Below are 26,746 nucleotides of genomic sequence, written 5' to 3' on the forward strand. Positions count from 1 at the left end.
GGCCTCGGCGCGTACGGCTTGCAGGCGGCGATCGCCGAATGCCACGCCGTCGCGGCGTCGGTCGAGGAGACGAACTGGGAGCGTGTCGTGCTGCTCTACGAGGCGCTCGGCAGGCTCGCGCCCTCCCCGGTGGTCGGCCTCAACCGTGCGGTCGCGGTCGCCATGGCGCACGGTCCCGCGGCGGCGCTGCCGATCGTGGACGAGCTGGCGGCCGCCGGCGCGCTGGCGAATTCGCACCTGCTGCCGAGCGTGCGCGGCGAGCTGCTCACCCGGCTCGGCCGCGCGGACGAGGCGCGCACCGAACTGGAGAACGCCGTGCGGCTGTGCGCCAACGAACGCGAAAGATCGGTGCTGACAGGAAAACTCGCCGCCCTCGGCTGACGGGCGTCGCTGCGGAGGACAATCATTCCGGCAGCGGCGGCAGCTCCAGGTTGGCGCGGAAGGTGTCGCCGACGTAGTCGGCGCCGACGATGCCGCGGCGGCGCAGTTCGGGGAGCAGTCCGTTGCGGAGGAAGTCGCTGGTGCGCGGGTTGTCCAAGCCGCCGAGGGCGATGACGTCCAGTACGCCCGCGTCGTAGCGTTCCTCGATGGCGTCGGCGAGCTGTTCCGGCGTGCCCGCCGCGGCCCAATGGCCGGTGTCCTTCGCTGCGATGATCAACTCCCGCAGCGTCTTTCCCGACCTGGCGAAGTTGCTGAAGATCTCGACCCGGCCGCGGCGGCGACGCACCGCGTGTACGTCGGGCAGCAGGTGCTCGGGGATCGGCTTGTCCAGCGGCAGCTCGGACAGGTCTACGCCGCCGCCGAGCATGTCGGCCAGCGCGACGCGTCCGGCCTCGAAGTCGGTGGCCTGCTCCCGTTCCCGCACCGCGGCGCGCACCTCGGCCTCGGTGGCGCCGTAGGTGGCGTGGAAGGAGCTCATGATGAAAGGAAGTCCTTCGGCGCGGCCGAGTTCGGTGGCGCGGGTCCGGATACGTTTGGTGTAGGTGATGGCGTCGGCCAAGGTGGGCAGCGAGGTGAACACCACCTCGGCGAAGCGGGCGCCCAGCTCGATGCCGCCCTCGGACTGCCCGGCCTGGAACTGCACCGGCCGCCGCTGCGGCAGCGGCGGAATGTTCAACGGGCCGCGCACCGTGAAGTACGGTCCGGCGTGGTCGATCGGCCGCACCAGCTCCGGACGCAGCACGGCCCCGCCGCGACCGTCGGGGGTCAGCGCGCCCGGCGCCCAGCTGTCGAACAGCGCGTTGACCACCGTCAGCGATTCGGCCGCTCGCGCGTACCGCTCCTCGGGGCTCGGCAGCTCCTGATCGCCGTAGTTCTCCTCGCCGACCGACGACGTCACCGCGTTCCAGGCGGCGCGGCCGTTGCTCACGTGATCGAGGGTGCCGAACAGGCGGGCCAGGTTGTACGGGTGGTGGAAGGTGGTCGTCACCGTCGCGATGAGCCCGACGTGCGAAGTCACCGCGGCCAGCGCGGACACGAAGATCAGCGGCTCCTGCGCGCCGATCGCGCCTTGCGCGCCGAAGCTCAGCAGGTCCGCCGCGAACAATGCGTCGAACTTCTCGGCCTCCGCGATCTTCGCGATCTCCACCGCGGACGCCAGCGTCGACCGTCGCGAATCCACCGCCGCCCCATACACGTCCGGCGAGCCGCTGACCCCCGTGACGATCTTCAACGGCCGCCGTCGCCCACCCACGCTCATGCTGCCAACGCTAGTGCGGCGCACCGCGGCGGGCACCGGTTCCGATCACCGAGAGCCGAACCGCCGCGATCGTCGGGAGCGCCGCCGATCTCACCCGCAACGGGTGAGGCGCCGTCGGCGCGGCGGTTCTAGCGTCGGCATACCCGTGCGAGTCGAGCAGTGAAGGAGCACGCCATGGCCGCGATCCTCGGGGCGAACACCGCGTTCGCCCTCTTGCGCCCAGCCTGCGCGGACTGACCGGTCGGGGGCGAAGAGCGATGCGAGCGCAGCGGCCACGGCCGACAGGTGCGCCCGCCCCACGGCCGCCGGCCGCCACCGCGGGGACCTGGGCCATTCCGCGTGGTCTCGTGGTGCTGCTCGCCGCGGCGAGCGCCGTGGTCGCGGCCGGCGGGATCAAGGCTTTCGCGGGCATCTTGGGGCCGGTGTTCCTCGCCCTGATGCTGACCATGGCCGTCCAGCCCCTCCAGACCTGGGCGCAACGGCGCGGGCTGCGGCCGTGGGTCGGCATGATCGTCGCCCTGGTCGCGGTGGTGTCGATCGTGACCGTGCTGGTCGGCGCGATGGTGGTGTCGGCCGCGCAGCTGGCCACCGAGTTGCCCAACTACAGCGACCGGGCCGACGAACTGCTGGACGGTCTGCGCGACGCGCTCGCCGATGCCGGGGTCGGCGCCGACCAGATTCAGAACATGCTGAATTCGCTCGACATCGGCAAAGTCGTCAACCTGCTGGAATCGGCGCTGCGCGGGCTGCTCGGCGTCTTCTCGAATCTGTTCTTCGTGTTCGCGCTGCTGCTGTTCATGGCGTTCGACGGCATGGTGATGGACAAGAAGATGGCGTTCGTCGAGCGCACCAGGCCCGAAATCGCCTACGCCCTTTCCGCTTTCGCGCGCGGCACGCGCAAGTACCTGATCGTGTCGACGGTGTTCGGCCTCATCGTCGCGGTGCTCGACGGCGCCGCGCTGTGGTTGCTCGGCGTGCCACTGCCGCTGTTGTGGGCGCTGCTGTCGTTCATCACGAACTACATCCCGAACATCGGATTCGTCATCGGGTTGGTGCCGCCGGCGCTGCTCGCCCTGCTCGACGGCGGAGTCGGACTGATGATCTGGGTCATCGCGGTCTACTGCGTCATCAATTTCGTCATCCAGTCGGTGATCCAGCCGAAGTTCGTCGGCGACGCCGTGGGCTTGAGCGTGACGGTGACATTCTTGTCGCTGACGTTCTGGTCCTGGGCGCTGGGCCCGCTCGGCGCGCTGCTGGCCATTCCGCTCTCGTTGCTTGTCAAGGGCGCTCTGTTCGACATCGATCCCACCGCGCGCTGGGCCAACGTGCTGATCGCCGAAAGAGCGCCGGACGTAGAGGATTCGAAGGGCACAGAAACCCCGTCGACTCGAGCCGCCATCCCACCCGAAACGTAGTTCGCCCGCCGACGCCCAGCCGGAAGCCGACGTGCGTCGAACCGCGGCGATCGAGTGGCAGAACTCCTCGAACGTGGCTCCAGGACGCGTCGGCGCGGGCAGTGGTCAGCGGTCCTTCGCGACCCGGAATCCGAGATTGCCTGTCGAAGAGACGGGTTCGCTGCCCTGCCGTGCGGAGACGCGATACCGGCGGCAATAGGAGTGGTGGCAGAGATAGGAACCGCCGCGCATGACCCGGCCGGCTCCTGTCGCGGGGCCGGTGGGATTCCGCTCAGGGCTGTGCCGGTAGTAGTCGCGGGCATACCAGTCGGCGCACCACTCCCACACATTGCCGGTGACATTGTGCAGGCCGAAATCGTTGGGCGCGAAGGCGTCGACCGCGAGCGTGCCTAGATGCGCGCCGGGGTCGGTGCGCGGGAACCGGCCGCGGAAGACGTTCATCCGTGGCTCGTCGTCCGGTTCGAGGTCGGGCCCCCAGGGAAAGGGGTCGGCCGATCCGGCCCGCGCGGCGTACTCCCACTCGGCTTCGGTCGGCAGCCGCGTGCCCGACCAGGCGCAGTAGGCCTTGGCGTCGTTCCAGGAGACGTGCACCACCGGATGGTCGAGGACGTCATCGATGCGCGAACCCGGTCCCGAGGGGTGGCGCCATTCGGCGCCTTCCACCTGCCGCCACCACGATGCGCCCACCACGCTCCTGGTCGGCGGCGCGTCCTCGGGGAGCAGACCGGCGAAGACGAACGACCAGCCGTACCGCTCGGCGTCGGTGCGATGGCCCGTCGCGTCGACGAAGGCGGCGAAGGCGGCGTTGCTGACGGTGTACCTGTCGATGGCGAAGGAGTCGACGGTCACCCGGTGGCGCGGACCTTCTCCGTCGCCCGGATAGGCCCACGCGCTCTCGTCGCCCATGAGGAATGTCCCGCCGGGCAAGGGGATCAGCGTGGCGGGAGCGTCGCTGCGGGTCTGGGTCCCGGTCGGCGCGCCGGAAAGGATCGTCCGTTCGGTGTGCGGCGTGCAGCATCCCCCTGGCTCGCCGTCGGAGCGGTGTTCCATGGCCGTCCAATCCGGTCGAAACAGCAACGACCCCAGAATGGTAGCCCTCGGTGTGCTGAATGGTCTGAAATACGTCGTGTTCTGGCTGCGAGTGGTTTGCCATCCCGGCGGGATCTCACCCGCGACGGATGAGGCGATCGGCCAGGCGGGAGTGATCGAATCGCGAGGGCGGCAGCGGTCCCGCGGCGTCGACGAGCATTACGACAGGGGTTTTCTCATGAGCGACAACCAGTTCGACGGTGTTATCGAGCTCGACGTCCCGGAGTCGGCGCCCGACTGGAACGCCGGTGGGAAAGCCGCGCCGCACCGCAGCGGGACGGGCTCGTTACGCGTCGTCTGGAACGGCGAAGAGCCTCCGTCGCGGGGACGACGGAGGCTCTCCGAATCGAGCGGGGTCAGACGGCGGCGAAGCCGGTGCGCAGGTCGGCGAGGATGTCGTCGATGCCCTCGATGCCGACGGCGAGCCGGACCAGACCAGGGGTGACGCCTGCGGCGAGCTGCTCCTCCGGGGTGAGCTGGGAGTGCGTCGTCGAGGCCGGGTGGATCACCAGCGAGCGCACGTCGCCGATGTTGGCGACGTGGCTGTGCAGGGTGAGGGCCTCGACGAAACGCTTGCCCGCGTCCACCCCGCCCGCCAGCTCGAAGCCGATCACCGCGCCGGCGCCCTTGGGGGCGAGCGCCCGGCCGCGCTCGTACCACGGCGATGAGGGCAGTCCCGCGTACGACACGGAAGTGACCTCGGGACGCGCCACCAGGAATTCCGCGACCGCCTTGGCGTTGGCGACGTGCCGCTCGACCCGCAGGCTCAGCGTCTCGAGGCCCTGGCTGATGAGGAAGGCGTTGAACGGCGAGATGGCAGCGCCGAGATCGCGCAGCAGCTGCACCCTGGCCTTGAGCGCGTAAGCGGGCGCGCCGAGATCGGCGTACCGGACGCCGTGGTAGCTGGGGTCGGGTTCGGTGAAGCCGGGGAACCGCCCGCCGGTCCAGTCGAACGTGCCACCGTCCACGATGACGCCGCCGATGGCCGTGCCGTGCCCGCCGAGGTACTTGGTGGCCGAATGCACCACGATGTCGGCGCCGTGTGCGAGCGGCTGGATCAGGTAAGGGGTCGCGACCGTGTTGTCGACGATCAACGGAACGCCCGCGCTGTGCGCGACCACCGCGATTCCCGGGATGTCGAGAATGTGGTTCTGCGGGTTGGAGATCGTTTCGCCGTAGAGCGCCTTGGTGTTCGGGCGGATCGCCGCGCGCCACTGGTCGAGGTCGTCCGGGTCGTCCACGAACGACACCTCGATGCCGAGCTTCGGCAACGAGTAGCGGAACAGGTTGTAGGTGCCGCCGTAGAGCCGCGGGCTGGACACGATGTGATCGCCCGCGCCCGCGATATTGAGAATCGCGAAGGTCTCCGCGGCCTGGCCGGAGGCCAGCAGCAGCGCGGCGACGCCGCCTTCCAGCGCCGCGATGCGCTGCTCCACCGCGTCCTGCGTGGGATTCATGATGCGGGTGTAGATGTTGCCCGGCTCGGCGAGCCCGAACAGCGCGGCCGCGTGGCTGGTGTCGCGGAAGGTGTACGAGGTGGTCTGGTAGATCGGCAGCGCTCGCGCGTTGGTGGTGCCGTCGGGCACCTGACCCACGTGGATCTGCTTGGTTTCGAAACTCCACGCGAGGGTAGGGTCGGTGGGCTGCGAGGATTCGGTCATCGTGTGCTCCAGAGCGAAAGGCCCGTGGGCGGGCAAGGGGAAGGTCAGGCGGTGACGAGCGTGGTCTCGACGGGCGTCGTCGCGGTCGAGAGATCGAGCACCGGGCAGTGCGCGTCCACGGTCCGCTGCAGTTCGGCGTAGCGTTCGGCGGTCTCCGGCCCGGTGATGCGGACCGTGACGCGCACTGCCTGGAAGCCGGGACGGACGGTGTCGTCAAGGCCGAAGAACCCTCGGACGTCGAGATCACCTTCGGCCGCCACCGCGATGTCGTCGACGGTGATGTCGAGCCGCTGCGCCCAGAATCGATAGGTGACCACCTGGCAGGCGATCAGGGACGCCAGATAGACCTCCACCGGGTTGGGCGCGGCGCCCGCGCCGCCGAGCGCGGGCGGCTCGTCCACCCGAATCGTGTACTGGCCCAGCGCGATCGCGCTGCCCACCGTGCCCTCCGGCACCCCCGACGCGCGGAAGACCACCTGCGCGGCGGCGGGATTCTCCGCGACCGCCCGCGCGGTGGCCTCCGTGATGTCGTTCAACGACGTGCTCACATTCGCTGTCACGGCTACCGACCGTAGGAATCGGGCCGTTCCGTGGCGATAGTTACATTCCCCGTGAGCTGAAAGGTAGCCCGGTCAGTTCTGTAACACCCGCACTTTGTCGTCGTTGCGGCCGTCCATCGATTCGCCGACCGGGGGAGTGTCCTCGGCCTGCGCCCGCATCGGATCCAGCTTCGGATCGATGTCGATCGTGTTCCGCAGCGGGCGATTCGGCAGCAGCGCGGTAGCGAACAGCGCGACGACCGTGGCCAGCGCGGCGATGAGGAAGATGCGGCCGGTCGCGTCGCCGTAAGCGGTGCGCACGATCGTCGCGACGGGTCCGGGGAGCGCGTCCAGGTTCAGGTTGCCGCTGCCGGAGGAGCGGGTCCGAATGCCGAGCTTGGCGAACCCTTCGGTGGACAGCTCGCTCACCCGGGTGGCCAGGACCGAGCCGAGCACCGATACGCCGATCGCGCCGCCGAACGTGCGGAAGAAGGCGACGCTGCTGGAGGCGGCGCCGATATTGTGCACGCTCACGGTGTTCTGCACGGCGAGAACGAGATTCTGCATCATCATGCCGACACCGAGGCCGACGACGACGGTGTAGAAGCCGACCAGCCACAGGTTCGTCGCGTGATCGATGGTCGACAGCAACGCGAACCCGATCACCAGCAGAGCGCCGCCCGCGACCACGAACCGCTTCCACTTGCCGAAGCGGGTGATCAGCTGCCCGGAGCCGACCGAGGCGACGAGCATGCCGAAGACCAGCGGGATGCTCAGCACACCCGCGGCGGTCGGCGAATAGCCGCGCGCGGTCTGGAAGTACTGGCCGAGGAACGTGGTGGCGCCGAACATGCCGACACCGACCGCGATCGAGGCGATGATCGCCAGCCCGGTGGTGCGTTCGGTGACGATCGGCAGCGGGATGATCGGCGACTTGGCGCGGGACTCCACCCACACGGTCGCGATCAGCAGCAGCACGCCGCCGCCGACGTACAGAGCCGATTCCCGCGAGATCCACTCGTAGTAGCCCGCTTTCCCGGCGAACGAGACCCAGATCAGCAGCACCGAGACGCCCGCGGTGAGCAGCGCGGCGCCGAGCCAGTCGATCGAAACGCCCGGCTTCCGTTCGGTAGGCAGCCGCAGCGTCCTGTGCAGCAGCACGAGCGCGATCACGGCCAGTGGCACGCAGACGAAGAAGCACCAGCGCCAGCCGAGGGGGCTGTCGACGATGACGCCGCCGAGGATCGGGCCGCCCGACATCGACACCGCCATCACCGCGCCCATGTAGCCGGAGTACCGGCCGCGTTCGCGCGGCGCGACGATGCTGCCGATGATCGCGACCGTCAGCGCGGTCAGCCCGCCCATGCCGACGCCCTGGATCACCCTGGCGACCAGCAGCAGCGGCACCGTGTGCGCGAATCCGGCGATGATCGAGCCGATCACGAAGATGACGATCGCCGACTGGACCAGCAGCTTCTTGTTGAACAGGTCGGCGAACTTTCCCCAGATCGGGGTGGACGCGGCGTTGGCGAGCAAGGCCGTCGTGATGACCCACGCGTACGCCGTCTGTGATCCCTCGAGATCGCCGATGATCGTTGGCAGCGCGGTCGCGACGATGGTGGTGCTCAGCAGGGCGGTGAACAGCGCGGCCAGCAGGCCGGTCATCGCCTCGAGGACTTCGCGATGGCTCATCGCGGTCGGGTCGCGCCGCACGGGCGTCTCGACTGAACTAGACATCTACTCCCTGACTCTCTGTCGAAACCGGCTGGGGTTCCGTCGTTGCCGCGCGCTGCGCGTGCGCGGCGAGCGAATTCCTGAGTTTGCGAACCGACTCGCAGGCGAGCTCGGCGTCGTCTTCGCTCCAGTCGGCGAGGACGGTCTGCAGGCCGCGCGCCCGCGACGTCCGGACGCGGCCGAGCAGATCCCGGCCCGCGTCGGTGACCTGGATGAGGGTGGCCCTGCCGTCGCTCGGGTCGGCGTGGCGGCTGATGTAGCCCGCGCCGACCAGTTCGGTGACGTGCCTGCTCAGCGCCGAGGCGCTGATGCACAGATCCACCGCCAGGTCGACCTGGCGGCAGGGGCCCCTGGTTTCCAAGGTTCCCAGCACGCCGACGCCGCCGGGCAGTAGCTGGCCTTCTTCCGGATGAAGGAGGGTGATCCGGATCGCCCTGCCGATCAGATAGAGCTCCTTGATCAGGCTTTGCGCCGTATCGGGTGATACCGCCATGTCCGCTCCCCGCAGGAAATCATTTGCTTGCAGTCAGCAACTATATTTCAATTGCTTGAGCTAAGCAACTAAGTTCTGTGGATGGACGACTTCTGGCCGATGGGGGCGGCGGGCTACGGTGGGGTTTCTGCACCGGTTCATACAGGGGAGACGTCTTGCGCACCATCGCCCGCGTACTGCTCGTTCTACTGGCACTCGTATGCGGTATGGCTCCGGCAGTGGGTGCGCCGCACGCCGCGAGCTTCGACGACGTCACCGCGCGGAAGATCGATGAGCTGCTGGCCCTGCGTGCCACCGCGCCCGCCGCGGGCAAGGGGGAGCTGCTCGCGCTCTTGTCGAGCCGGTTCCTCGGCACGCCGTACGGGGCGAACATGCTGGTCGGCTCCGTGACCCAACCGGAGCAATTGGTCGTCGACCTGCGTCGGGTGGATTGCTTCACCTTCCTCGACTACGTCGAAGCGCTGAGCAGGTCCGCCGACCGCGACCAGTTCGTGTCGAACCTGATCGAGACGCGCTACGCGGGCGGACGCGTCGACTTCCTGCAGCGCAAACACTTCTTCAGCGACTGGTCGCACACGCCGCGCATCGCCGCGACCGATATCACCGCGACGCTGAGCCCCGCCGCGGTGACGGTGGGCAAGCGGCTCAATGCGAAAGCCGATGGGGGAACATATCTCCCCGGGTTGCCGGTGGTCGCCCGCGACATCACCTACATTCCCAGCGGCGCGGTGGACCGAAACGTCATCGGGCAGCTCCGCACCGGCGACTACATCGGCGCCTACTCCGACCAGCCCGGCCTCGACGTCACCCACGTCGGCATCTTCGTGATGACGCCGGACGGACCGGTCTTCCGCAACGCGTCCTCCCTCGCGGCGAACAATCAGGTCATCGATTCACCGTTGGCCGACTACGTGCGATCGACACCCGGGGTCGTCGTGCTGCGGCCGCAGTAGCGCGCCGCCTTACCGGGGAAGCCCGGGTCGGCGTGTGCCGGAGGCCTGAGATTGCCTGTTCGTGTCACCGGCTCGTTCATGGCGGCGCGGGCGTCGCGCATGTAGTGCTGTCGGCCCGGCGGCACACCTTCGCTCGGTGAAATGTGCTCTCCCAAGAGATCTTCGAGCCAGGTCGCGCCGGTCAGTCCTGGCGGGTCCGATGGAGGCGGTGGAGTTCGCGGATCGCGCCTGCCAGTTGGGGAGCGGGGCCCGTGGTGGGGATGCCGGGCGCGACGTCGTTGATCGATAGGGCCCGGACGGGGGCGCGCGGAATGCCCATGTGATCGAGCCATTCGGTCAGCTGCGCCGCCGAGCTGGCGTAGACGATGCGACCCAGCCCAGCCCAGGCGTGCGCGGCCGAACACATCGGGCAGTGCTCGCCGGAGGTGTAGACGGTCGTGGCCGTGCGTTCGGCGGGGGTGAGGTGGGCGATGGCCCAGTGCACCAGGTCGAGTTCCGGATGTCGCGTCGGGTCGCCGCCGCCTTCGCCGTTCTTCGCCTCGACGAGCACCTCACCGTCGCTGACGAGGAGTGAGCCGAACGGGGCGTTGCAGTCGTCGAGCGCCTGTCGGGCCAGGTCCACGCAACGCCGCAGGTGCACCAGATCAGCATCATCGACCATGCACCGAGCGTATGCCCCGGCGGCTCTGCGAGCGCGAATGTCGGCGTTTCGGCAGCGTGGGCGTGTGTGCGAGGGGGCATGATCGCTTCCCGACGCGCGGAACAGCTCGAGCGTTGCCGCGTTCTCCACGGTGATCGGCGATCCCTCGGGTCGTCGAGGAACTTGTTGGTGGAGAGGCACTATTGAGACCTGGGACTATCGGCTCGGTTGTCGGTGGTCTTGCGCCGAGGTGCTGGCGGACAAAGGCTGGACGTCGACCTGTCGTGATCGGCGGGTCCCGGCGGTTCGGTCAGGATCGGGGCGGGCATGGTGGCGGCGAGAGGGAACATGGCCGCTTGCGTTGGCTGGGTCCAGTACAACGGACTCTCAATCGAACAAATGTTCCCATCCCGGCTAAGCTTCGTAAGTGACCAACGAGAACCCCGCCGAGCGCGCCATCCACCGCTACTTCGATGCACTCCAGACCGGGTCCCCGATGCTCCTGAAGGAGTGCTTCACCGATGACGCGCGATGGTTCGCACCAGGCCGTCTGCCCAACTCCGGAGTCTGGCACGGGCCGAACGCCATCGTTGAGGAGTTCTTTCCGATCGCGATGGCTCGGATGCGGCCGGGGTCGCTCACCACTGAACTGCTCAGCCTGACCATCGGCGACTCGAACGCCGTAGTCGAGTGGCGATCGAGGGCGACCACGATATCGGGCCACGAGTACGACAACGCCTACATCGCGAACTTCGTCGTCACGGACGGCAGAATCTCCGAGGTGCGCGAGTACTTCGACACCCACCGCGGCGAGATGCTGTACCAATAGGACGGCTTCAGTGGCGATGTACCGGGCGAAGCGGCAAGACGGCTCCTGAGCCCGTTCGCCCTCACGAGGCGTGGCGCCGGTCGGAGCAGCTCGCGTAGCCGTCGAGATGCGCGATGGTGTTCCACTCGTGGTAGATCATCTACGTGACCTAGAAGCTGTCCCAGTATTACGGAGCTGGCGGTCGAGCCTCGCGTCGACGACATCGGCTCGGGCGGCTGCTGTGGGGCCGTAAGCGTCGGCGAGGCTCCTTACCTGGGCGGCTTGGGCGGGGGCGGGGAATGCGCTTCGCTCGCATTCGGTAGCCGCGGAACTGGCCGGAGTGTGTCTCCGAGAGGGATTGCACTATTGAGATATGCGCATTCGGCCGTGTCTCTCGACCGGTCCGCTGCTCCAGGGCAGCGTCAAACCCGCAGTGACAGCGTCGAAGTCGCGGCCCAGGCCGCGGCCATCAGCCGCTACCGAGACCAACTCCTGCCCACCTCCCGCGCACCCGACGTCGTCTGAGTCCGCGAATACTCCGTGCTCGCTTGCGCGCCGTCGTCCTCAAATCTCGAGACCCGGCCATCCTCGGCCGGGGGATAGCCTCCGTAGACGGCCGCGACGTGGGCGGCCTGTTTTGCTTCGCTGGAACGAGATTCGTCGCTGTACGCACAGGTGCGAGCCCAACTCGCCGTACTGGACCGGGATCTGACCGGTCGATGAGGAAGGGGCCGCGGTCGATGATCGTCGAGTCGCCCCTGGAATCGGCGGGTGTTGCCAAGCTGCGTGCGCTGATAGAACGGTGTGAGATCCCGCAACGGAAGGAACCCAATGGGGCGAACAATTCCCGCGACTGCCGCGCCGGTACGCCGCACCCTGGTTGTAGCGTTGATTGCCGCGGCGATCGGGGCGCCGAGCGCGGTGACGGCGACTGCCGAGGCGCCGCCGACTCGGGATGACGGCTTTTGCATCGATGAGAAGACGCGCGTGCGCAACGGGTTGCGCGTCAGTGACCCCAGTTGCATTCATGACCACAGCCGCTTCCACAATCACGAGCGCTTCCATATTCCGCCGACTCATTCTTAGCGCGCCGCCCGGTGCGCCCGCCCTACCGCTCCGCTCCCGGGCGGGCACCCCGGCGCAGAACCAGGGTGGGACCGAACCAAACCCAAACTCAACCAGACACCGCATTTCCCGTCTCTGCTCGCACCACTCGCCTACGAATGGCAGCAACTTGCCAATCCATTTAGGCTGCAAGGCAAATCCTTTGCCAGTGGAGAGGGTGAGACACGATGACGAACCTAGTCCTGGTGCTGGCGGTCCTGGACGCTGCATTGATGGCGCTATTGATCATCGTCTACCGCATCCCTCCGTTATCGCGCAGGTTGCAGACCATGCCTGTGGTGCAACGCTATTGGCGTCCGAACTGGCCAGAGATCAGAAGAATGATCCCGCTGCTGCTCCTCGTCCTGACGGGTGTGCTGTGGGGGCTCGTAATCCTGCTTTGATCTCGTCGCCGGTCCAGTCTCATCGTTGCCTCCGCCTCGAAACGCTGCCGCACCCCTACGCGGCTTTGCCATCCAATCACGCTGGCCACGTCCGGAATCCAGGCCAGCGGTCAAGGAGTGTGTAACCGAGATGTGACCCCGGCGAGCGGGGCCGACTCTGCACTCCCACGGCCCGGAGCAGCCCGCGGGATCAGCGGCATTTCCGGATGTATCCCGAATCCGGATTTATCCCGAAAGATCGGTGATGCTCCGATACGGTCGGCGAACAGTAATGTCGGTTAGAGGCGTGTCGCGGTGTGGACGAGATCGGCGACGGCTTTGGATCTGCTGTGTGGTGGCCAAGCGATGACGGTCGTGACGGCCGGTGCGTCCGGCACGGGCACGACGGCATGATCGTCGCGTAGCTGGGTTCGCAGCGACTCGGGCACGATCGCGCAGGCCAGTCCGAGCGCGATCAGTTGGAATAGTTGCGTGTGGTCGCGCACCTGCGGACCGGGGCCTTCCGGATAGCTGCCATCCCGTCCCGGCCAGCGCGGCAGGGGCAGATTCGTCAGGGTGTCGACCTCGGCCAACCGCACATGCGCCCGGTCGGCGAGGGGATGTCCCGCAGGCAGGACCACGACCTGCTGTTCGGTGTGCAGATCCTCGGTGTCGAATCCGGCTGTCGTGTCGAAAGGCCGGTGGAGCAGAGCAACGTCGGCACGCCCGTTGCGCAGCAGACTTTCCGGCTGGCCTGGCCCGCACAGCATCACCTCGACCGCCACGGCGCCCGGTTCGGCGGCATAGGCGTGCAGCAGCTTCGACAGCAGTTCGCTGGACGCTCCGGCCTTGGTGGCCAGCACTACACCGGGCTGGTCGGCCGCGGCACGGCGGGTTCGCCGCTCGGCGGCTTCGACCGCGTCGAGCGCGATCCGGGCCTCCCGCAGCAGCACCGACCCGGCCTCGGTCAAGGTGATGGCGCGAGCGGTGCGGTGCAGCAGGACGACTCCGAGCCGCCGTTCGAGCTGCTGGATGGCTCGCGACAGTGGTGGTTGCGCGATCGCGAGTCGTTGTGCCGCCCGCCCGAAGTGCAACTCCTCGGCGACGGCGACGAAGTATCGCATCTCCCGCGTCTCCACCGGGTCATGGTATCCGGCGATGACCACGACCGATACCCGTGCGGTATCGCCGCCCACCCGATCGGTCTTGGACGCCGCACCCGCAGCCACAGCAGGATCGGCGGTGTGAGTGAACAGACGATCGCGCTGGTGACCGGCGCGAACAAGGGAATCGGATACGAGATCGCCGCTGGCCTGGGCGCGCTCGGCTGGCGAATCGGTGTGGGCGCGCGCGATCGGCAACGCCGCGAAACCGCGGTGGAGAAGCTGCGCGCGGCCGGGGCCGACGCGTTCGGTGTGCCGCTCGACGTGACCGACGACGAGAGTGTGGCCGCGGCGGCCGAATTGATCGCCGACCATGCCGGAGGGCTCGACGTCCTGGTCAACAACGCCGCGATCACCGGCGGTATGCCGCAGACACCGACCACGGTCGATCCCGCGACCGTGCGAGCTGCCGTGGAAACCAACGTGATCGGGGTCATCCGGGTCACCAACGCGATGCTGCCGATGCTGCGCGCCTCGGCCGCACCGCGAATCGTCAACATGTCCAGCAGCGTCGGCTCGCTCACCCTGCAAACCACACCCGGCACCGAGACGGGCCCGATTTCCGCTGCGTACTCGGTGTCGAAGACCTTCCTCAACGCCCTCACTATCCAATACGTCAAGGAACTGAGCGATACCAACATCCTGATCAACTCCGGCTGCCCCGGCTTCACCGCCACCGACCTCAACGGCTTCCGCGGCGTCCGCACCCCACAACAGGGCGCGGCCATCGCGATTCACCTCGCGACACTGCCCGACGACGGACCGACCGGCGGATTCTTCGACGACGCCGGAACGGTGCCCTGGTGACGGGCACACCGGTGCCCACCATTCCCGTTCTCGAGGTCAGCCGCGCATCATGCATCGGAGGAGAAGCAAGACCATGGTGAAGGCAGTCAGATACGACGAGTTCGGCGGAATCGAGGTCTTGCGGGTCGACGATGTCGACCGCCCCGTGCCCGACGAGGGGCAGGTCCTGGTTCGGGTGAAGGCGGCAGGCATCAACCCCGGTGAGGCGGCCATACGCATCGGCGCGATGGCGGACATCTTTCCCTCGACCTTCCCGTCCGGGCAGGGCAGCGATCTCGCCGGGGTTGTCGCCGAGGTCGGCGTCGGAGTCGACCGATTCTCGGTCGGCGACGAGGTGATCGGGTTCTCCGAGAAGCGGGCCGCCCAGGCCGAGTTGGTCCTCGTCGACGTCGACAACCTCACACCCAAACCGAACCGCGTCCCTTGGCAGGTGGCCGGCGGCCTGTACGTCGCCGGGGTGACCGCCTGGGGGGCAGTACATTCCGTGCAACTCGACAAGGGCGACACCGTTGTCGTCTCCGCAGCAGCCGGAGGAGTCGGCTCGCTCGCCGTTCAGCTCGCTCGCCGTGCCGGAGCCACGGTCATCGGCCTGGCGAGCCAGCACAACCACGATTGGCTGCGAAGCCACGGCGTGATCCCGGTCGAATACGGTGACCGCGCCATCGACCGGATCGACGCCGCCGCACCGGGCGGCATCGATGCCTTCATCGACACCCACGGCGGCGGGTACGTCGAACTGGCACTTGCCCTCGGCGTCGCGGTCGAGCGGATCGACACCATCGCCGATTTCGCAGCGGCCGCGAAGTACGGAGTCAAGACCGAACCCGGAACCAACGCCAGGCCGGGCGCCGAGGTGCTCGCCGAATTGGCCAGCCTGATCGCCGAAGGACACCTCGAAGTCCCGATCGCGAACGTCTACCCGTTGACACAGGTCCGCCAGGCCTACACCGAACTCGAACGCCGACACACCCACGGCAAAATCGTGCTCGAGCCCCAACCTGTACCGACACAACGCAGCCCGCTCCGAGAGACAATGCTCAACCGCAGGATGAATCCCGTCGGAACTGCCCAGTCGGCCACCCTGGGGACCGCCACAACCCGACGACACATCCGATATTCGGCATGCGCGTGCGTTGTCGGCATGCCTCTATGAGCGGTTGTCGAAGTGCTCGCCGCCGGTACACGCCAATGGGATATCGAAGGTGACTGCCCGGAGTGCGGGTGTCACTGGAACGAACGGGGTTACCGCAGCACCGCTGCGTCACCGGCGCGAGCAGCGGCATCGGCCGTGCCATCGCCCGGCGGCCCGGCGCCGACGGCATGCGCGTCGTCGCGGCCGCGCGGCGCGTCGTCGATCGGTGCGCACGCCGTCAGCCCGACGGCGGCCGTGTACTGCGAAACCAAGTACGCGGCGTGGGCCATCACGGGTGATGCGCCGCTACACCGCCCCTCGGCTGTTCGCGGCTCCCGCGCGAGCGCCGGTCTTTTCGGGGCGTAGGTTCGTTCCCGTGTACGTGAAGATCTGCGGACTGACCTCCGTCGCTGCGGTGGACGCGGCGATCGCGGCGGGCGCCGACGCAATCGGTGTCGTCATGAACCGGACCAGTCCCCGGCGACTGGAGTTCGGTGCGGCTGCCGAGATCGTCGCGGCGGCAGGCGACCGGGTCGACACGGTTCTCGTCGTCAACGACATGGCTGCCGTCGATGCCGCGGAAATCGCCGCGGAGCTCGGCGTGGCGGTGCTGCAGTTGCACGGTCCGTACACGCGCGACGACTTCACGAACGCGTTGGCGATCGTGCCGAGAGTATGGCGGGCTACGTCGCTGAAGAGCGACCCCGTTCTCACCATCGGCGCATTCGGCGAGGAGGCGCTTCTTCTCGATGCACCGAAGCCGGGATCTGGTGAACGATGGGACCTCTCGAAGCTCGGTGCCCGCAAACCCGAGGGCAAGTGGATGCTCGCGGGCGGACTGAGCCCTGACAACGTCATCGAGGCGATTCGCGCTGTTCGGCCGTGGGGCGTCGATGTGTCCAGCGGCGTTGAGGCGAGTCCGGGCGTCAAGGACCTGCAAAAGGTTCGTGACTTCATCGCCGCGGCACGCAGCATCCGCGGGGCTTGACCGCGACCGGCTTGTCAGCAGGCATGGGCGTCGCACTCCGAGCGACATCGGACACGGTCCCCGTCATCGAAGCGGTGGCGACCGGTGCGCCGAGCCTGGTCCTCGACCAATCCGCGGCAGCGGACTGGATGGCCGATCGGTTCACCGACCCGGAGCAGCAGAACCGGATCAGACGCATCTTCCGCAAACCATGATCAACACCCGGCGATTCGCGGTCGACCCGCTCGATCCTCGACTGCACGCGCCCGGCGGCACATCGGCGACGATCCAGGAGCGCATGCGCCGGTTCTACCGCCACGCCGTTCCGCTGGCGGTCGATGTGGCGCGGCGCGCGCTCGCCGGTGTCGACCCTTCCGACCTCGGACTTCTCGTGTTCGCCACGAGCACCGGCGTTATCGCGCCGGGTGTCGATGTCGCGGTCGTCGAAGCTCTCGGACTGCCGCGGTCGGTCGCTCGCCTGGTGGTCAACTTCATGGGCCGCGCGGCAGCGATGAACGGAATTCGCACCGCGTCGGACTTTGTCCGGGCAAACCCGGGCAAGAAGGCGATGGTCGTGTGCATCGAGCTCAACTCGGTGCATGCCGTCCCCGTCGAAGAAGTCAACGACGCGGTGACCCACAGCCTGTTCGGAGACGGCTGCGGCGCGGTCGTCATCGGGGCTCACCGAGGGGCGGAACAGGCCGAGGCCGGGACGATCGTCGTCCGGGACAAGTTCACCCACCTGTTCGAGGCCACCGAAGACGGCATCGCGGTCGGCGTCAACCACGACGGCATCACCTGCGAGCTGTCCGAAAACGTACCCGAGTACATCTACGACGGCGTTGCTCCCGTCGTCGCGGATGTGCTGCGCCGCAACGGATTGCGCCAGCCGGAGATCGATGTGTGGGCGATCCACCCTGGCGGGCCGAAGATCTTGCTCGAATCCGCGCGATCGCTGGGTCTCCCGCCGGAAGCCGCATCGACGAGCTGGCAGGTTCTCGGTGAATACGGGAACATGTCGAGCGGCTCACTGATTTCGTGCTCGAACGGATCGCCGGTCAGGCCAAGCCGAGCAAACCGATCTCGACGGGCATCGCGTTCTCGTTCGCGCCGGGAGTCACGATCGAGGGGATCCTCTTCGACGTCGTGCACCGGTAAATCGTGCTCGTCGGTAACGACCTTGGCGCCCAACCCGATTCGACCGGTAGAGCATCGGCGCGCGGAGGGGACGAGCATGATGATCCGACCCGCAAACCGGTGGAGCCGCACCCGCGTGTGGCTCCGCCTTTGCGATCGGCCACCTGCTCTTCCGGCGGTATGCCGTTCACCGCGGGTCATCGTCGTCGGGCGGGGATAGTTCACGACCGGCCGGGGTCGACGCCGCACTCCAAGCCCTGTCCGCCCTACCAGCCCTCTCCGCGCTCATCGCGTTGGCCGAAGCGTCGGCGGTGTGACGTGGTCGGTGGCGGCGGTCGCGGTGGTCGTGCTCGCGCTCGGCCGGTGGCGTCGCCCGCGGAACTCGGATCGCGGCCCCGGGCGTCGGATCGGCTGCGTGCGCGAGGGTGACGCGCGGCGGGTTCCGCAGCGTGCCGGCTCGCTCGGGGAGTCGGCGCTCGGATCGCGTGCGGCGGGGGCTACCTCCCAGGCGTGACATGGGGAAGGCTGGGTACGGGTACGGCATACCGATCGGACCGCTCGGGAGTCGGGGCGTGCCGAACGGTAGTTCGAATCAGATGACGTACGCATGGTGGAGGGCCATTTGCTCTGCGCCCGACCGTGTGGTCCGCCCGGGCCGCGGTGGTTCGGCGAGAGGGGAGAAGATGCGCGGGTTCACGGTGGCGGCGATGCTGGTCGCGGCGATGCTGTGTCCGGTGTCGGGTTCGGTGGGCGCGGACCCGGGCATCGCGCGGCCGCACTGGCAATCCGATCTCGATCGCCTCGTGGTCGTATCGGGTGTGCCGGGCGCTCAGCTGGTGGTCAGCGGCGATTTCGGCGAGATCCAGCTCAACAGCGGATCCGGTGATCTCGGCACCGGGGCGCCCTTCCCCGACGACGCGCAGGTGCGGATCGCGAGCAATACCAAGGCGTTCGTGGCCGCCGTCGCCCTGCAGTTGGTCGCCGAGCAGCGCGTCGACCTGGATTCGCCGATCGATCGCTACCTGCCTGGTGTCGTCACGGGTCCGGGCGGGGACGGGCAACTGATCACGGTGCGTAATCTGCTACAGCACACCAGTGGCATCCCCGACTACCTCGATCAGGTGGATCTCGACAGCGTCGCGGGCATGCGGAACTACCGCCCCGCGTCCGAGCTGATCCGCGCCGCGCTCGACCGGCCCGCGGAGTTCCAGCCCGGGGCACGATGGGGCTACTCCAACACCAACTATTTGATCATCGGCTCGATGATCGAGCGGGTGACCGGCCTCCCGGTGGGCGTGGAGGTCACGCGGCGGATCATCCTGCCGCTCGGACTGCAGAACACCTACTGGCCGCTGTATCCGCTCGAGCAGGTGGTGCGCGGACCGCATCCCCGGAACTACCTCGTCAACGGCACTCAGCGCGTCGACGTCACCGACATCGATCCGAACTGGGGGCTCGCCGACGGCGCGATGGTCGCCACCGAGCGGGACTTGAATCGCTACTTCATGGCGTTGGTATCGGGCCGGGTGGTCCCGCCCGCGCAACTGGAGCAGATGCGCACCACGATTCCCAGCGGCGTGCCCTTGATCGATCAGGAGATCGGTCTCGGGCTGTTCCGGCGGGTGAACAGATGCGGTATGGAGACCTGGGGTCACGGAGGCACGGTCACCGGCAGCAACGTGGTCGGCGCGGCCACCGATCGTTTCGCGGTCACCATCGCGATGAATCAGCTGCCCACCCTCGCGGCCTCCCTCGCCCCGCGAGGGGGGATTCAGGACATGCTCGACACGGTCATGTGCGATCTCGCGGGCTGAGTGCCGGTAACTGGATCAACCAGCGGCCAGAGGCTCCCGCGCACGCTGGTCGGCGAGAGTGCGCAGGTAGTCCGCGGTCGCCGCGTCGGCCGGAAGATACGTCTCGATCGCGATCTCGTCCAGGGTGATGTCGAAGGCCGCGCCGAAGGTCATGATCGTGCTGTACAGGCACATTCGCGCGCCGCCGTGGGCCAAGTGGATGGGCAGCGCGACGTCGGCCGGATCGACCGGGTCCGGTGGCTCCCCGGCGTAGCCGGACAATTCCTCGTGCAGTGCGGCGAGTTCCGGGTCGCCGGTGTGGAAAGCCTGCCGGGCCAGCCGGGGGAGCAGGAAGCCGCGCACCTGGGCCAGATTGCGCACCCGGGGTGCGAAGCCGCGCGGATGCAGCCCGAGCCGCATCATGTTGATCGGCGGGGCGAGCAGTTCGGGCGCGACGCCGTCGAGGAAGATCCGCGCGGAAGCATTGCCGTACAACAGATTCCAGCGGCGGTCCACCGCCAGCGCGGGATACGGCTCGTGTGCGGTGAGCACGCGCCGCACCGCCTCCATCGCCTCGGCCAGCTCGGGGTCGTCCATCGGTCGCTGCCGGTAGCGGGGTGCGTGACCGGCGGCGATCAGCAGCCGATTCCGTTCCCGCAGTGGGATATCGAGGTGCTCCGCGAACCGGTCGAGCATGTCCGGGCTCGGCAGCGTGCGCCCCGTTTCGACGAAACTGATGTGCCGGGTGGATATCCCCGACCGCACCGAAAGCGCGAGCTGGCTCAGCCCTCGGCGCACCCGCCACTCGCGCAGCAACGCGCCGACCGGACGATCGTGATCCATGCGGCCAGTATCGACGGCGTTCCCGTCGCGACGCCATGACATGTCTGGTAATCGACGGCGCGGCTCTCGCGCCGCCATGGTTGTCCCATGACGAACGACGATCTCGCCGCCAAGAACAAAGACCTCGTGCTGCACGGCCTCGCCGAATTCACCGGCGGCAATATCGAAGTGCTGCGCGACCTGTTGCACGAGGACTTCCTGGAACACAGTCCCGGCAACCCATCGGGCCGCGACGCCTTCCTCGACTTCCTCGCCACGGCGCCGGTGACCGGCGCCCGGCTCGACATCAAACGGGTCGTCACCGACGACGAATACGCCGTGGTGCACTACCACATGATCGAGCCGGGCGCGGAGCGCGGCAGCGCGGTGGTCGACATCTGGCGGCTCGAGGACGGGAAGATCGTCGAGCACTGGGATGTGGTGCAGCCAGTGCCCGACGACGCGCAGATCCCGCACGGAATGTTCTGACGGCAGGGGTGCTCAGCCCAGGCTGAACGGCGCGCCCCACACGGTGAGGTGGGAGGCCACGGTCGCGGTTTCGATCTCGACGCGGATGAAGGCCCGTGCCTGCGCATAGCCCGCGCAGCCGGACAGCGCGATCGTGGAGTCGGCCCAGGTGACCGACCCGGTGTTGCCGCGGAAACGGTTGACGGGCTTGTGATCTTCGTTGCCGAAGTCGTCGGGAACCTCGACGTCCATGAGGTAGAAGGACCGGGTCTGACCCGGGCCGAGCGAGAGCGCGCCGCCGCTCTCGGCGCCGACGTTCGGACGCACATTCTGCCCGTTGCTCCAGTTGAGCCCGCCTTCCACCCCGCCCTCAACGCCGCCGCCGGAGATGTCCACCTGACAGCCCACGGTGTAGCCGGGGATGAGCTTGCCGCCCGGCCGATCGCCCGCGCCGGCCACCTCGACCTGCGCGCTGCCCGACACCCAGGCGTTGCGGTGCAGCGGAGTACCGCCGAGCGAGGGGCTGATGGTCACCGATTCGCCGACGAGCCGGACGGTGACCACCGTGCCGTCCGACAGCGTCTGCACCTTCTCGGCGCCGGGTAGCGGTACCACCACGTCGGCGCCCGCGGTGCCGCACGCGAGCGCGGCGGCGCCCGCCGCCGCGACCGTCACGGCCCTTCCGATGTGCTTGCGACAGTTCATGTCTCTCCTTCGAATGGCGCCCGCCGGTCAGGCCGGGGCGGGTGCGTCGTCGTGTTCGGGTGCGGCCGGATCCTGGACGAAATCCTGGCGGCGGATCAGCACGAGCGCCGCCGCGCCGACGATCACGCTGGCCAAACCGCCGATGGTCGCCACGGCGTGCAGGCCGGAGACGAACGCCGCGTGCGCGGCGCTGGTCAGTTCGGCGGCGTGCGCGGGGGAGGTTTCGGCCGTGAGCCGATCGATCGAGCCCGCGGCGATCGCATCGACGGCCGCGACCGGCACCGGTTGCCCGGACAAGCTGTCGGCGATCCTGGCGTGCGCGACCGCGCCGAGCACCGCGACGCCCAGCGCCGAACCCACCTGCTGGAAGGTCTCGTTGACGCCGGAGCCCATGCCGGAGTCCTCCGGCGCGACGATGGCGACCGAGGCGTTGGCCCGCGGTGGATTGAACAGGCCCATGCCGATGCCCGCGACGAGGAACGGCAGCAGGGCCGCGGTCCAGTCATCCTCCGGTCCGATGGCGTTGAGCAGCAGGAAGCCGACGCCGGTGAGGATCAGCGCCGCGCCGATCAGCCGGTTGGTCGCCACCCGCACGCTCAATATGCCGCCGAATATGCCCGCCACCAGCAGCATTCCGGTGAGCGGCAGGAAGCGCAGCCCGGTCTCGATCGCGGAGTGGCCGAGCACCCCCTGCATCCACAGCACCCCGAACAGGATGACCGGGATGACCGCGAAATTCAGCACGAAGGTCGCGGCCGAGAGCGCGTCGAAGGTGCGGTTGGCGAACAGCCCCAGATCCAGCATGGGATGCCTGCCCCGGTGCTGCACCAGCACGAACGCCGCGACGAGCACGACGCACCCGGTGAAGCACAGGATGGTCGAGCCCGCCGTCCAGCCCGCCACCGGGCCGCGAATGATCCCGTACACCAACAGGAACAGCGCCGACGAGAACAGCACGAGCCCCGCCCGGTCCACCGGCCTGCCGCCGCGCCGGGCGCTTTCCGGAACCTTCGCCAGCACCACGAGCAGCGCCAGCAGTCCCGTCGGCACGTTCAGGTAGAACACCCAGCGCCAATCGATTTCAGTGAGCGCGCCGCCGACCAGCGGACCCGCGGCGACCGAGATTCCGGTCGTCATGCCGAACAGGCCGAACGCGGTGCCGCGCTCCTTGCCGTGGAAGGCGGCCGCGAGCATGGCGGGGCCGACGGCGTAGAGGATCGCCGCGCCGACGCCTTGCACGCCGCGAGAAATGTTCAGCAGCAGTGGGTTACCCGCGACGCCGCAGGCCACCGACGCCGCGGTGAACACCACGAGCCCGGCCGCGAACAGGCTGCGCCTGCCCACCCGGTCGGCGAGCGAACCGCTGGTGAGCAGGAACGCGGCCATGCCGAGGGCGTAGGCGTCCACCACCCATTGCAGCGCGCCGAAGCTCGCCGACAGGTCGGCCTGGATGGCGGGCAGCGAGACGTTCACCACCGTGATATCGAGGGTGAGCATGAAGGTGGACACGCACACCGTGGCGAGCACCCACCACCGGCTCGGATCCGTGACCGGTTCGCGCGCCGTCGAATTCGGCGCTGTCGCGGGACGTGTCGTTGTCATGCGGTCTTGCTCCAGCCGTGCAATACGAAGACGGGATGTTTGTGCGCCTCGGCGGCGAACTCGCTCGGCGCCGAGCGAGGCGAGGCGTCGAAGTAGGGGATGGTCACCGGTGCTTTCCTGATGTACTGGTGCAGGACGGCGGCCGCGCGATCGCCGGGCACCGCCTCCGCCCGCACCCGCTGTTCGTCGCGGCCGCGGCGTAGGCGGACGAGATCGCTCGCGCGCACGTTGTGCACCCAGCCCACCTCGCCATAGGGGGAGACGAGCCACCGCTGTCCGTCGAATTCGATGATGCGTACCGGGTTTCGCCGCATCAGACCGCTGCGGCGCCCCGTGGTCTCCAGGATGTACATGCCGTCCGGGCCCGCGCCGCGCGCCGCCAACGCCATCACGGCGCGGTTGAGGACCTTGCGGACCGGACCGGCTCGATACTGCGCTGCCATGCTCTATGTCCTTCCGGTACGGCGGGCCCGGCAAGAGGAGGATGCCGGGCCCGCCGCGATACCGACGATCACCGCGACAGCGCTGTCGAGGTCGCCGCCGTCGTGCCGAGCGCGTTTGCCGGTTCGGCGCTCGGCCGGCCAGCACCGCCGGTCTCCGGAGCCGCGTCGGCTCCAGGTTCGGGAATTCCGTACTTGTCCCACCACCTCGCCAGCGGCGCGGGGGCCCACCACGCCATGTTGCCGAGCAGCCGCATCGTGGCGGGCACCAGCAGACCGCGCACGATGGTGGCGTCCAGGAAGATGGCCACCACCAGGCCGACGCCGATCATCTTGACGATCGTGATGCCGGAGAAGACGAAGGCGCCGAGCACGACGGCGAGCAGCAGCGCGGCGCTGGTGATCAGCCGCGCGGTGTGGCGGACGCCGAAGGCCACCGACTCCACCGGATCGCCGCTGCGCAGATAGTGCTCGCGGATGCGCGCCAGCAGGAACACTTCGTAGTCCATGGCCAGGCCGAAGGCGATCGCCATGATCATCATCGGCATGTTCGCGTCCATGTAACCCGCGGGCACGAAATTCAGTGGGCCGGAGAGAAAACCGTACTGGAAGATGAGCGCCACGATGCCGAAGGCGGCGAACAGCGACAGCAGGTTCATCAGCACCGACTTCAGCGGCAGCAGCACCGAGCCGAAGGCCAGGAACAGCACCGCGAACGACACCAACGTCACGATCAGCAGCATCCACGGCAGCCGCTCGGTGAGCATGTCCAGCAGGTCGGCCACCGCCGCGGGGCGGTTGGTGAACGACGCGGTGGCGCCCGCGGGCGGTTCGACGGCCCGCAGTTCGCGCACCACCTCGCGGATCGGCGCGTCCATCGAATCCAGCGAGTAACCGAGCGTGACGCGGGCCAGCTCGCCCGCCGTTCCGGTAACGGTGGCGCTGTCGACGCCATCGACCGCGCGCAAGCGGTCGAGGTAGGCCGAAAGCGCCTGCTGGGATTGCGGACTCGCGGCGTCGCTCGGCATGTCGACCACCGCGGTGATCACTTTGGTCGGATCGAGCGGGAAGTCCCGATCGAGCTCCGCCGAGACGACCCGGCTGTCGGTGCCCGCGGGCAGCGCCCAGTCGGCGGGCCGCGTCCAGGTCGCGCCGAGCAGCGGCAAGCCGAGCAACACCAGTGCGAGCCCGATGCTCGACGCGGCGAGCACTGGGCGACGCATCACCGCGTGCGCGACCTTGTACCAGCGCGCGCCCGGCTCGCCGCCCTTGCCGAACGACGGCAGCGGGATACGCAGCGAATTGATGCGCAGGCCGGCGAAACGCAGCAGGGCAGGCATCACGATCAGCGCGCCCAGCACCGCGAACAGCACCACGCTGACGCCCGAGTAGCCGAGCGAGGTGAGGAACCGCGACGGGAAGATCACCAGGCCGCCGAGGGTGACCGCGACGGTGATGCCGGAGACGGCGACGGTGCGGCCCGCGGTGGACATGGTGATGCCGATAGCGTCGTCGACCGAGCGGCCGACGGCCAACTCGTCACGGAACCGGTTGACTATGAGCAGCGCGTAGTCGATGGCCAGACCGAGGCCGAGCAGGACGACCAGGTTGATGGAGAAGGTGGAAAGGTCGGTGAAGTTGCCGACCACGCGCAGCACCGCGAGCGAGCCGACCGAGACGACGACGCCGACCGCGAGCGGCAGCGCCGCGGCGATGGCGCTGCGGAAGATGACGATGAGCAGGATCAGCAGCAGCGGGAAGGAGATCAGCTCGGCGCGCCCGAGATCTTCCTCGGTGATCTCGTTGAACTGGTCGTTCACCGCGACCAGGCCGCCGAAGCGGACCTCGAGGCCGGGCTGCTCGAACAAGTTCTCGATCTCGCGCCACACCACCACCCGCTTTTCCTCGATCTGGCCGGGCAGCTGCATGGCGATGTAGGTCTTGTGCCGGTCGGCCGAGACGAAATCGGGGGAGCCCGTGCTCCAGAACGTCTCCAGCCAGGTGTAGGAGTCGCGCGGCACCTTGGCGACCGCGTTCTCGACCCGCTCGCGGTAGCGCGGATCGTCGACGGTCATGTCCGCGCTCTCGTACATGACCACCACGTCGGCGACGTGCCTGCCGAGGGTGGTCTCCAGGATCTCGTCCGCATGCGACGACTCGCTGGTCGGATCGTCGAGCCCGGCGCCGCCGCCGAGCAGATTGCCCGCGCCCGAACCCCACAGGCCGCCGAGCAGGATGAACAGAACGGTGCCGACCACCACCCATCGGCGATGGGTGGCGGACCACCTCCCGAGTTTTTCGAACACGATTCCTCCACCTATATAGAGTCGAACTATCCACTACGGATAGTGCTGCTATCTATCTGGAATGCTACGGCGGGTTGCCAAGAGCGGCAACAGCAATCGGACGAATCAGACGAATGCCAGCGCCCGCACCGGCGCGCCGAAGCCGCCGCGCAACTTCGCGGCGCCGACCACGAGCGTCGCGCCGCGTTCCGGCACGGTGTCCAGCGCGGCCAGGTTCTCGATGCCGTACCGTCCTGAGCGCAGCAGCATCCGGTGCACCATCGGCTCGAATCGGGTGCCGACGTCCAGGCTGCTGCTGTCGGTGCCGAAGCCGACGATGGAGCGTTCGGTGAGCAGGAATTCGGCGGCGTCCGGGCCGATACCCGGGATCAGCAGGGCCAGCCGCAGCGGGTCGAAGGGCAGATAGGCGGCCGGATCGTGGACCCGGTGGTACCAGCCGGTGTCCATCGCGACGAACGCGCCGTCCGGGATGCGGCCGTTGCGGCGCTCCCAGTCGAGCAGGTCCTCCACGTGCAGCTCGGTGGTGTTGTCCTGGGCCGCCCGCTCCGCGATGCGGACGACGCACAGCGGGGCAACCAGGTTCTCCACCGGAATCGCGTCGGCGTGCGCGAGACCGCGCTGCGAGTGCGCGGGCACGTCGATGTGCGTGCCGGTGTGTTCGTTCATGGTCCACTCGGCGGTGTTGAAGCCGATGATCTCCTCGAACATCACCTGGCGTTGCACCGGCTGGCGCACGTACAGGTTGAACACCGGGAATTCCGGCCCCACGGCGTGGGTCAGGTCGCGCACGCTGAAACCGCTCGGATTCAGTGGCTGGGCCTCGGCGCGCGGCGCGCCGATCGCCCCGGCGGCGGCCGAGGCGCCCGCGATGCCGAGCGCGGCGCCA

The 26,746-nt window shown here is 68.3% G+C and carries 26 protein-coding genes and 3 pseudogenes; 15 read left to right on the forward strand and 14 right to left on the reverse strand.

The window, feature by feature from the left end:
* A pseudogene (locus NX1_RS32620) lies at positions 1 to 381 on the forward strand (RNA polymerase subunit sigma-24); the annotation flags it as partial.
* A 22-nt stretch (positions 382 to 403) separates the two neighbouring features.
* Here NX1_RS32620 and NX1_RS32625 read toward each other — a convergent pair.
* Positions 404 to 1,699, reverse strand: a complete 1,296-nt coding sequence (locus NX1_RS32625) for an NtaA/DmoA family FMN-dependent monooxygenase (protein WP_068068225.1) — start codon at positions 1,697 to 1,699, stop codon at positions 404 to 406.
* A 257-nt stretch (positions 1,700 to 1,956) separates the two neighbouring features.
* Between NX1_RS32625 and NX1_RS32630 the strand changes: the two genes are divergently transcribed.
* Positions 1,957 to 3,114, forward strand: coding sequence for an AI-2E family transporter (locus NX1_RS32630; protein WP_068068228.1), 1,158 nt, complete (start codon positions 1,957 to 1,959; stop codon positions 3,112 to 3,114).
* A gap of 105 nt (positions 3,115 to 3,219) precedes the next feature.
* On the opposite strand, the gene NX1_RS32635 is transcribed toward NX1_RS32630, so the two are convergent.
* The 5 genes from NX1_RS32635 to NX1_RS32655 form a co-directional block, all read right to left on the reverse strand.
* Positions 3,220 to 4,164 carry a formylglycine-generating enzyme family protein gene (locus NX1_RS32635; protein WP_084501930.1) on the reverse strand — a complete coding sequence of 315 codons (945 nt, stop codon included), beginning with the start codon at positions 4,162 to 4,164 and terminating at the stop codon, positions 3,220 to 3,222.
* Positions 4,165 to 4,559: 395 nt separating this feature from the next.
* Positions 4,560 to 5,864 (reverse strand): bifunctional o-acetylhomoserine/o-acetylserine sulfhydrylase, encoded by a 1,305-nt coding sequence (locus NX1_RS32640; RefSeq protein WP_068068231.1) that lies wholly within the window; start codon positions 5,862 to 5,864, stop codon positions 4,560 to 4,562.
* A 44-nt stretch (positions 5,865 to 5,908) separates the two neighbouring features.
* Entirely contained in the window at positions 5,909 to 6,424 is a 516-nt protein-coding gene (locus NX1_RS32645) for an OsmC family protein (protein WP_068068234.1), read from the reverse strand.
* 72 nt (positions 6,425 to 6,496) lie between these two features.
* A complete protein-coding gene (locus NX1_RS32650) occupies positions 6,497 to 8,140 on the reverse strand; it encodes an MDR family MFS transporter (RefSeq protein WP_084501931.1) in 1,644 nt (547 codons plus the stop codon).
* Positions 8,133 to 8,630, reverse strand: a complete 498-nt coding sequence (locus tag NX1_RS32655; protein ID WP_068068237.1) for a MarR family winged helix-turn-helix transcriptional regulator — start codon at positions 8,628 to 8,630, stop codon at positions 8,133 to 8,135. Before NX1_RS32655 ends, NX1_RS32650 begins: the two co-directional genes overlap by 8 nt.
* 155 nt (positions 8,631 to 8,785) lie before the next feature.
* On the opposite strand from NX1_RS32655, the gene NX1_RS32660 reads away from it, so the two are divergent.
* Positions 8,786 to 9,583 (forward strand): DUF1460 domain-containing protein, encoded by a 798-nt coding sequence (locus NX1_RS32660; RefSeq protein ID WP_068068240.1) that lies wholly within the window; start codon positions 8,786 to 8,788, stop codon positions 9,581 to 9,583.
* A 181-nt stretch (positions 9,584 to 9,764) separates the two neighbouring features.
* Here NX1_RS32660 and NX1_RS32665 read toward each other — a convergent pair whose 3' ends face one another.
* Positions 9,765 to 10,244, reverse strand: a complete 480-nt coding sequence (locus NX1_RS32665; RefSeq protein WP_068068246.1) for a nucleoside deaminase — start codon at positions 10,242 to 10,244, stop codon at positions 9,765 to 9,767.
* Positions 10,245 to 10,650: 406 nt separating this feature from the next.
* Between NX1_RS32665 and NX1_RS32670 the strand changes: the two genes are divergently transcribed.
* From NX1_RS32670 to NX1_RS32675, 4 genes and pseudogenes are all read left to right on the forward strand, one after another.
* Entirely contained in the window at positions 10,651 to 11,052 is a 402-nt protein-coding gene (locus NX1_RS32670; protein WP_068068248.1) for a nuclear transport factor 2 family protein, read from the forward strand.
* A 612-nt stretch (positions 11,053 to 11,664) separates the two neighbouring features.
* Positions 11,665 to 11,754 (forward strand): annotated as a pseudogene (locus tag NX1_RS38880) (hypothetical protein); the annotation flags it as partial.
* A gap of 108 nt (positions 11,755 to 11,862) precedes the next feature.
* Complete coding sequence (locus tag NX1_RS36725) at positions 11,863 to 12,117, forward strand: hypothetical protein (RefSeq protein WP_157120316.1); 255 nt, start codon at positions 11,863 to 11,865, stop codon at positions 12,115 to 12,117.
* A gap of 206 nt (positions 12,118 to 12,323) precedes the next feature.
* Positions 12,324 to 12,539 carry a hypothetical protein gene (locus NX1_RS32675; protein ID WP_068068251.1) on the forward strand — a complete coding sequence of 72 codons (216 nt, stop codon included), beginning with the start codon at positions 12,324 to 12,326 and terminating at the stop codon, positions 12,537 to 12,539.
* 278 nt (positions 12,540 to 12,817) lie between these two features.
* On the opposite strand, the gene NX1_RS32680 is transcribed toward NX1_RS32675, so the two are convergent.
* On the reverse strand, positions 12,818 to 13,747 hold the full coding sequence (locus NX1_RS32680; protein ID WP_245668834.1) for a LysR family transcriptional regulator: 930 nt from the start codon (positions 13,745 to 13,747) through the stop codon (positions 12,818 to 12,820).
* Between the two features lie 15 nt (positions 13,748 to 13,762).
* Between NX1_RS32680 and NX1_RS32685 the strand changes: the two genes are divergently transcribed.
* From NX1_RS32685 to NX1_RS32715, 7 genes and pseudogenes are all read left to right on the forward strand, one after another.
* Complete coding sequence (locus NX1_RS32685; protein ID WP_068068253.1) at positions 13,763 to 14,488, forward strand: SDR family oxidoreductase; 726 nt, start codon at positions 13,763 to 13,765, stop codon at positions 14,486 to 14,488.
* Between the two features lie 73 nt (positions 14,489 to 14,561).
* Positions 14,562 to 15,482, forward strand: a pseudogene (locus NX1_RS32690) (NADP-dependent oxidoreductase); the annotation flags it as partial.
* Between the two features lie 227 nt (positions 15,483 to 15,709).
* Positions 15,710 to 15,919, forward strand: a complete 210-nt coding sequence (locus tag NX1_RS38790) for an SDR family NAD(P)-dependent oxidoreductase (RefSeq protein ID WP_373864938.1) — start codon at positions 15,710 to 15,712, stop codon at positions 15,917 to 15,919.
* 83 nt (positions 15,920 to 16,002) lie between these two features.
* On the forward strand, positions 16,003 to 16,608 hold the full coding sequence (locus tag NX1_RS32700) for a phosphoribosylanthranilate isomerase (RefSeq protein ID WP_307651546.1): 606 nt from the start codon (positions 16,003 to 16,005) through the stop codon (positions 16,606 to 16,608).
* Complete coding sequence (locus tag NX1_RS38260; RefSeq protein WP_245668836.1) at positions 16,605 to 16,802, forward strand: hypothetical protein; 198 nt, start codon at positions 16,605 to 16,607, stop codon at positions 16,800 to 16,802. The genes NX1_RS32700 and NX1_RS38260 overlap by 4 nt, the downstream gene beginning before the upstream one ends.
* 83 nt (positions 16,803 to 16,885) lie before the next feature.
* On the forward strand, positions 16,886 to 17,944 hold the full coding sequence (locus tag NX1_RS32705) for a type III polyketide synthase (protein WP_245668838.1): 1,059 nt from the start codon (positions 16,886 to 16,888) through the stop codon (positions 17,942 to 17,944).
* Between the two features lie 463 nt (positions 17,945 to 18,407).
* Positions 18,408 to 19,538, forward strand: coding sequence for a serine hydrolase domain-containing protein (locus NX1_RS32715; RefSeq protein WP_068068266.1), 1,131 nt, complete (start codon positions 18,408 to 18,410; stop codon positions 19,536 to 19,538).
* A 15-nt stretch (positions 19,539 to 19,553) separates the two neighbouring features.
* On the opposite strand, the gene NX1_RS32720 is transcribed toward NX1_RS32715, so the two are convergent.
* Positions 19,554 to 20,360, reverse strand: coding sequence for a helix-turn-helix domain-containing protein (locus tag NX1_RS32720; protein WP_068068270.1), 807 nt, complete (start codon positions 20,358 to 20,360; stop codon positions 19,554 to 19,556).
* An 87-nt stretch (positions 20,361 to 20,447) separates the two neighbouring features.
* Between NX1_RS32720 and NX1_RS32725 the strand changes: the two genes are divergently transcribed.
* Positions 20,448 to 20,828, forward strand: a complete 381-nt coding sequence (locus NX1_RS32725) for a nuclear transport factor 2 family protein (RefSeq protein WP_068068273.1) — start codon at positions 20,448 to 20,450, stop codon at positions 20,826 to 20,828.
* A gap of 12 nt (positions 20,829 to 20,840) precedes the next feature.
* Here the strand turns inward: NX1_RS32725 and NX1_RS32730 are convergent, their stop codons facing one another.
* From NX1_RS32730 to NX1_RS32750, 5 genes are all read right to left on the reverse strand, one after another.
* Entirely contained in the window at positions 20,841 to 21,512 is a 672-nt protein-coding gene (locus NX1_RS32730) for an MspA family porin (RefSeq protein WP_068068275.1), read from the reverse strand.
* Positions 21,513 to 21,539: 27 nt separating this feature from the next.
* A complete protein-coding gene (locus NX1_RS32735) occupies positions 21,540 to 23,114 on the reverse strand; it encodes an MFS transporter (RefSeq protein ID WP_068068278.1) in 1,575 nt (524 codons plus the stop codon).
* A complete protein-coding gene (locus tag NX1_RS32740) occupies positions 23,111 to 23,557 on the reverse strand; it encodes a nitroreductase family deazaflavin-dependent oxidoreductase (protein ID WP_068068282.1) in 447 nt (148 codons plus the stop codon). Before NX1_RS32740 ends, NX1_RS32735 begins: the two co-directional genes overlap by 4 nt.
* Positions 23,558 to 23,625: 68 nt before the next feature.
* Complete coding sequence (locus NX1_RS32745) at positions 23,626 to 25,860, reverse strand: MMPL family transporter (protein WP_068068286.1); 2,235 nt, start codon at positions 25,858 to 25,860, stop codon at positions 23,626 to 23,628.
* Between the two features lie 105 nt (positions 25,861 to 25,965).
* Positions 25,966 to 26,746, reverse strand: a 781-nt coding sequence (locus tag NX1_RS32750; RefSeq protein WP_068068294.1) for a cyclase family protein, incomplete at its 5' end; no start/stop codon positions are given.

It is taken from the genome of Nocardia xishanensis NBRC 101358 (assembly GCF_001613365.1).
Lineage (GTDB): Bacteria > Actinomycetota > Actinomycetes > Mycobacteriales > Mycobacteriaceae > Nocardia > Nocardia xishanensis.

Bases quoted from the DNA above. Each gene is read 5' to 3' on its own strand.
- NX1_RS32625 (WP_068068225.1), bottom strand. From the start codon at position 1,699: ATGAGCGTGGGTGGGCGACGGCGGCCGTTGAAGATCGTCACGGGGGTC.
- NX1_RS32630 (WP_068068228.1), top strand. From the start codon at position 1,957: ATGCGAGCGCAGCGGCCACGGCCGACAGGTGCGCCCGCCCCACGGCCG.
- NX1_RS32635 (WP_084501930.1), bottom strand. From the start codon at position 4,164: ATGGAACACCGCTCCGACGGCGAGCCAGGGGGATGCTGCACGCCGCAC.
- NX1_RS32640 (WP_068068231.1), bottom strand. From the start codon at position 5,864: ATGACCGAATCCTCGCAGCCCACCGACCCTACCCTCGCGTGGAGTTTC.
- NX1_RS32650 (WP_084501931.1), bottom strand. From the start codon at position 8,140: ATGTCTAGTTCAGTCGAGACGCCCGTGCGGCGCGACCCGACCGCGATG.
- NX1_RS32655 (WP_068068237.1), bottom strand. From the start codon at position 8,630: ATGGCGGTATCACCCGATACGGCGCAAAGCCTGATCAAGGAGCTCTAT.
- NX1_RS32665 (WP_068068246.1), bottom strand. From the start codon at position 10,244: ATGGTCGATGATGCTGATCTGGTGCACCTGCGGCGTTGCGTGGACCTG.
- NX1_RS36725 (WP_157120316.1), top strand. From the start codon at position 11,863: ATGGGGCGAACAATTCCCGCGACTGCCGCGCCGGTACGCCGCACCCTG.
- NX1_RS32675 (WP_068068251.1), top strand. From the start codon at position 12,324: ATGACGAACCTAGTCCTGGTGCTGGCGGTCCTGGACGCTGCATTGATG.
- NX1_RS32705 (WP_245668838.1), top strand. From the start codon at position 16,886: ATGCGCCGGTTCTACCGCCACGCCGTTCCGCTGGCGGTCGATGTGGCG.
- NX1_RS32715 (WP_068068266.1), top strand. From the start codon at position 18,408: ATGCGCGGGTTCACGGTGGCGGCGATGCTGGTCGCGGCGATGCTGTGT.
- NX1_RS32720 (WP_068068270.1), bottom strand. From the start codon at position 20,360: ATGGATCACGATCGTCCGGTCGGCGCGTTGCTGCGCGAGTGGCGGGTG.
- NX1_RS32725 (WP_068068273.1), top strand. From the start codon at position 20,448: ATGACGAACGACGATCTCGCCGCCAAGAACAAAGACCTCGTGCTGCAC.
- NX1_RS32730 (WP_068068275.1), bottom strand. From the start codon at position 21,512: ATGAACTGTCGCAAGCACATCGGAAGGGCCGTGACGGTCGCGGCGGCG.
- NX1_RS32735 (WP_068068278.1), bottom strand. From the start codon at position 23,114: ATGACAACGACACGTCCCGCGACAGCGCCGAATTCGACGGCGCGCGAA.
- NX1_RS32740 (WP_068068282.1), bottom strand. From the start codon at position 23,557: ATGGCAGCGCAGTATCGAGCCGGTCCGGTCCGCAAGGTCCTCAACCGC.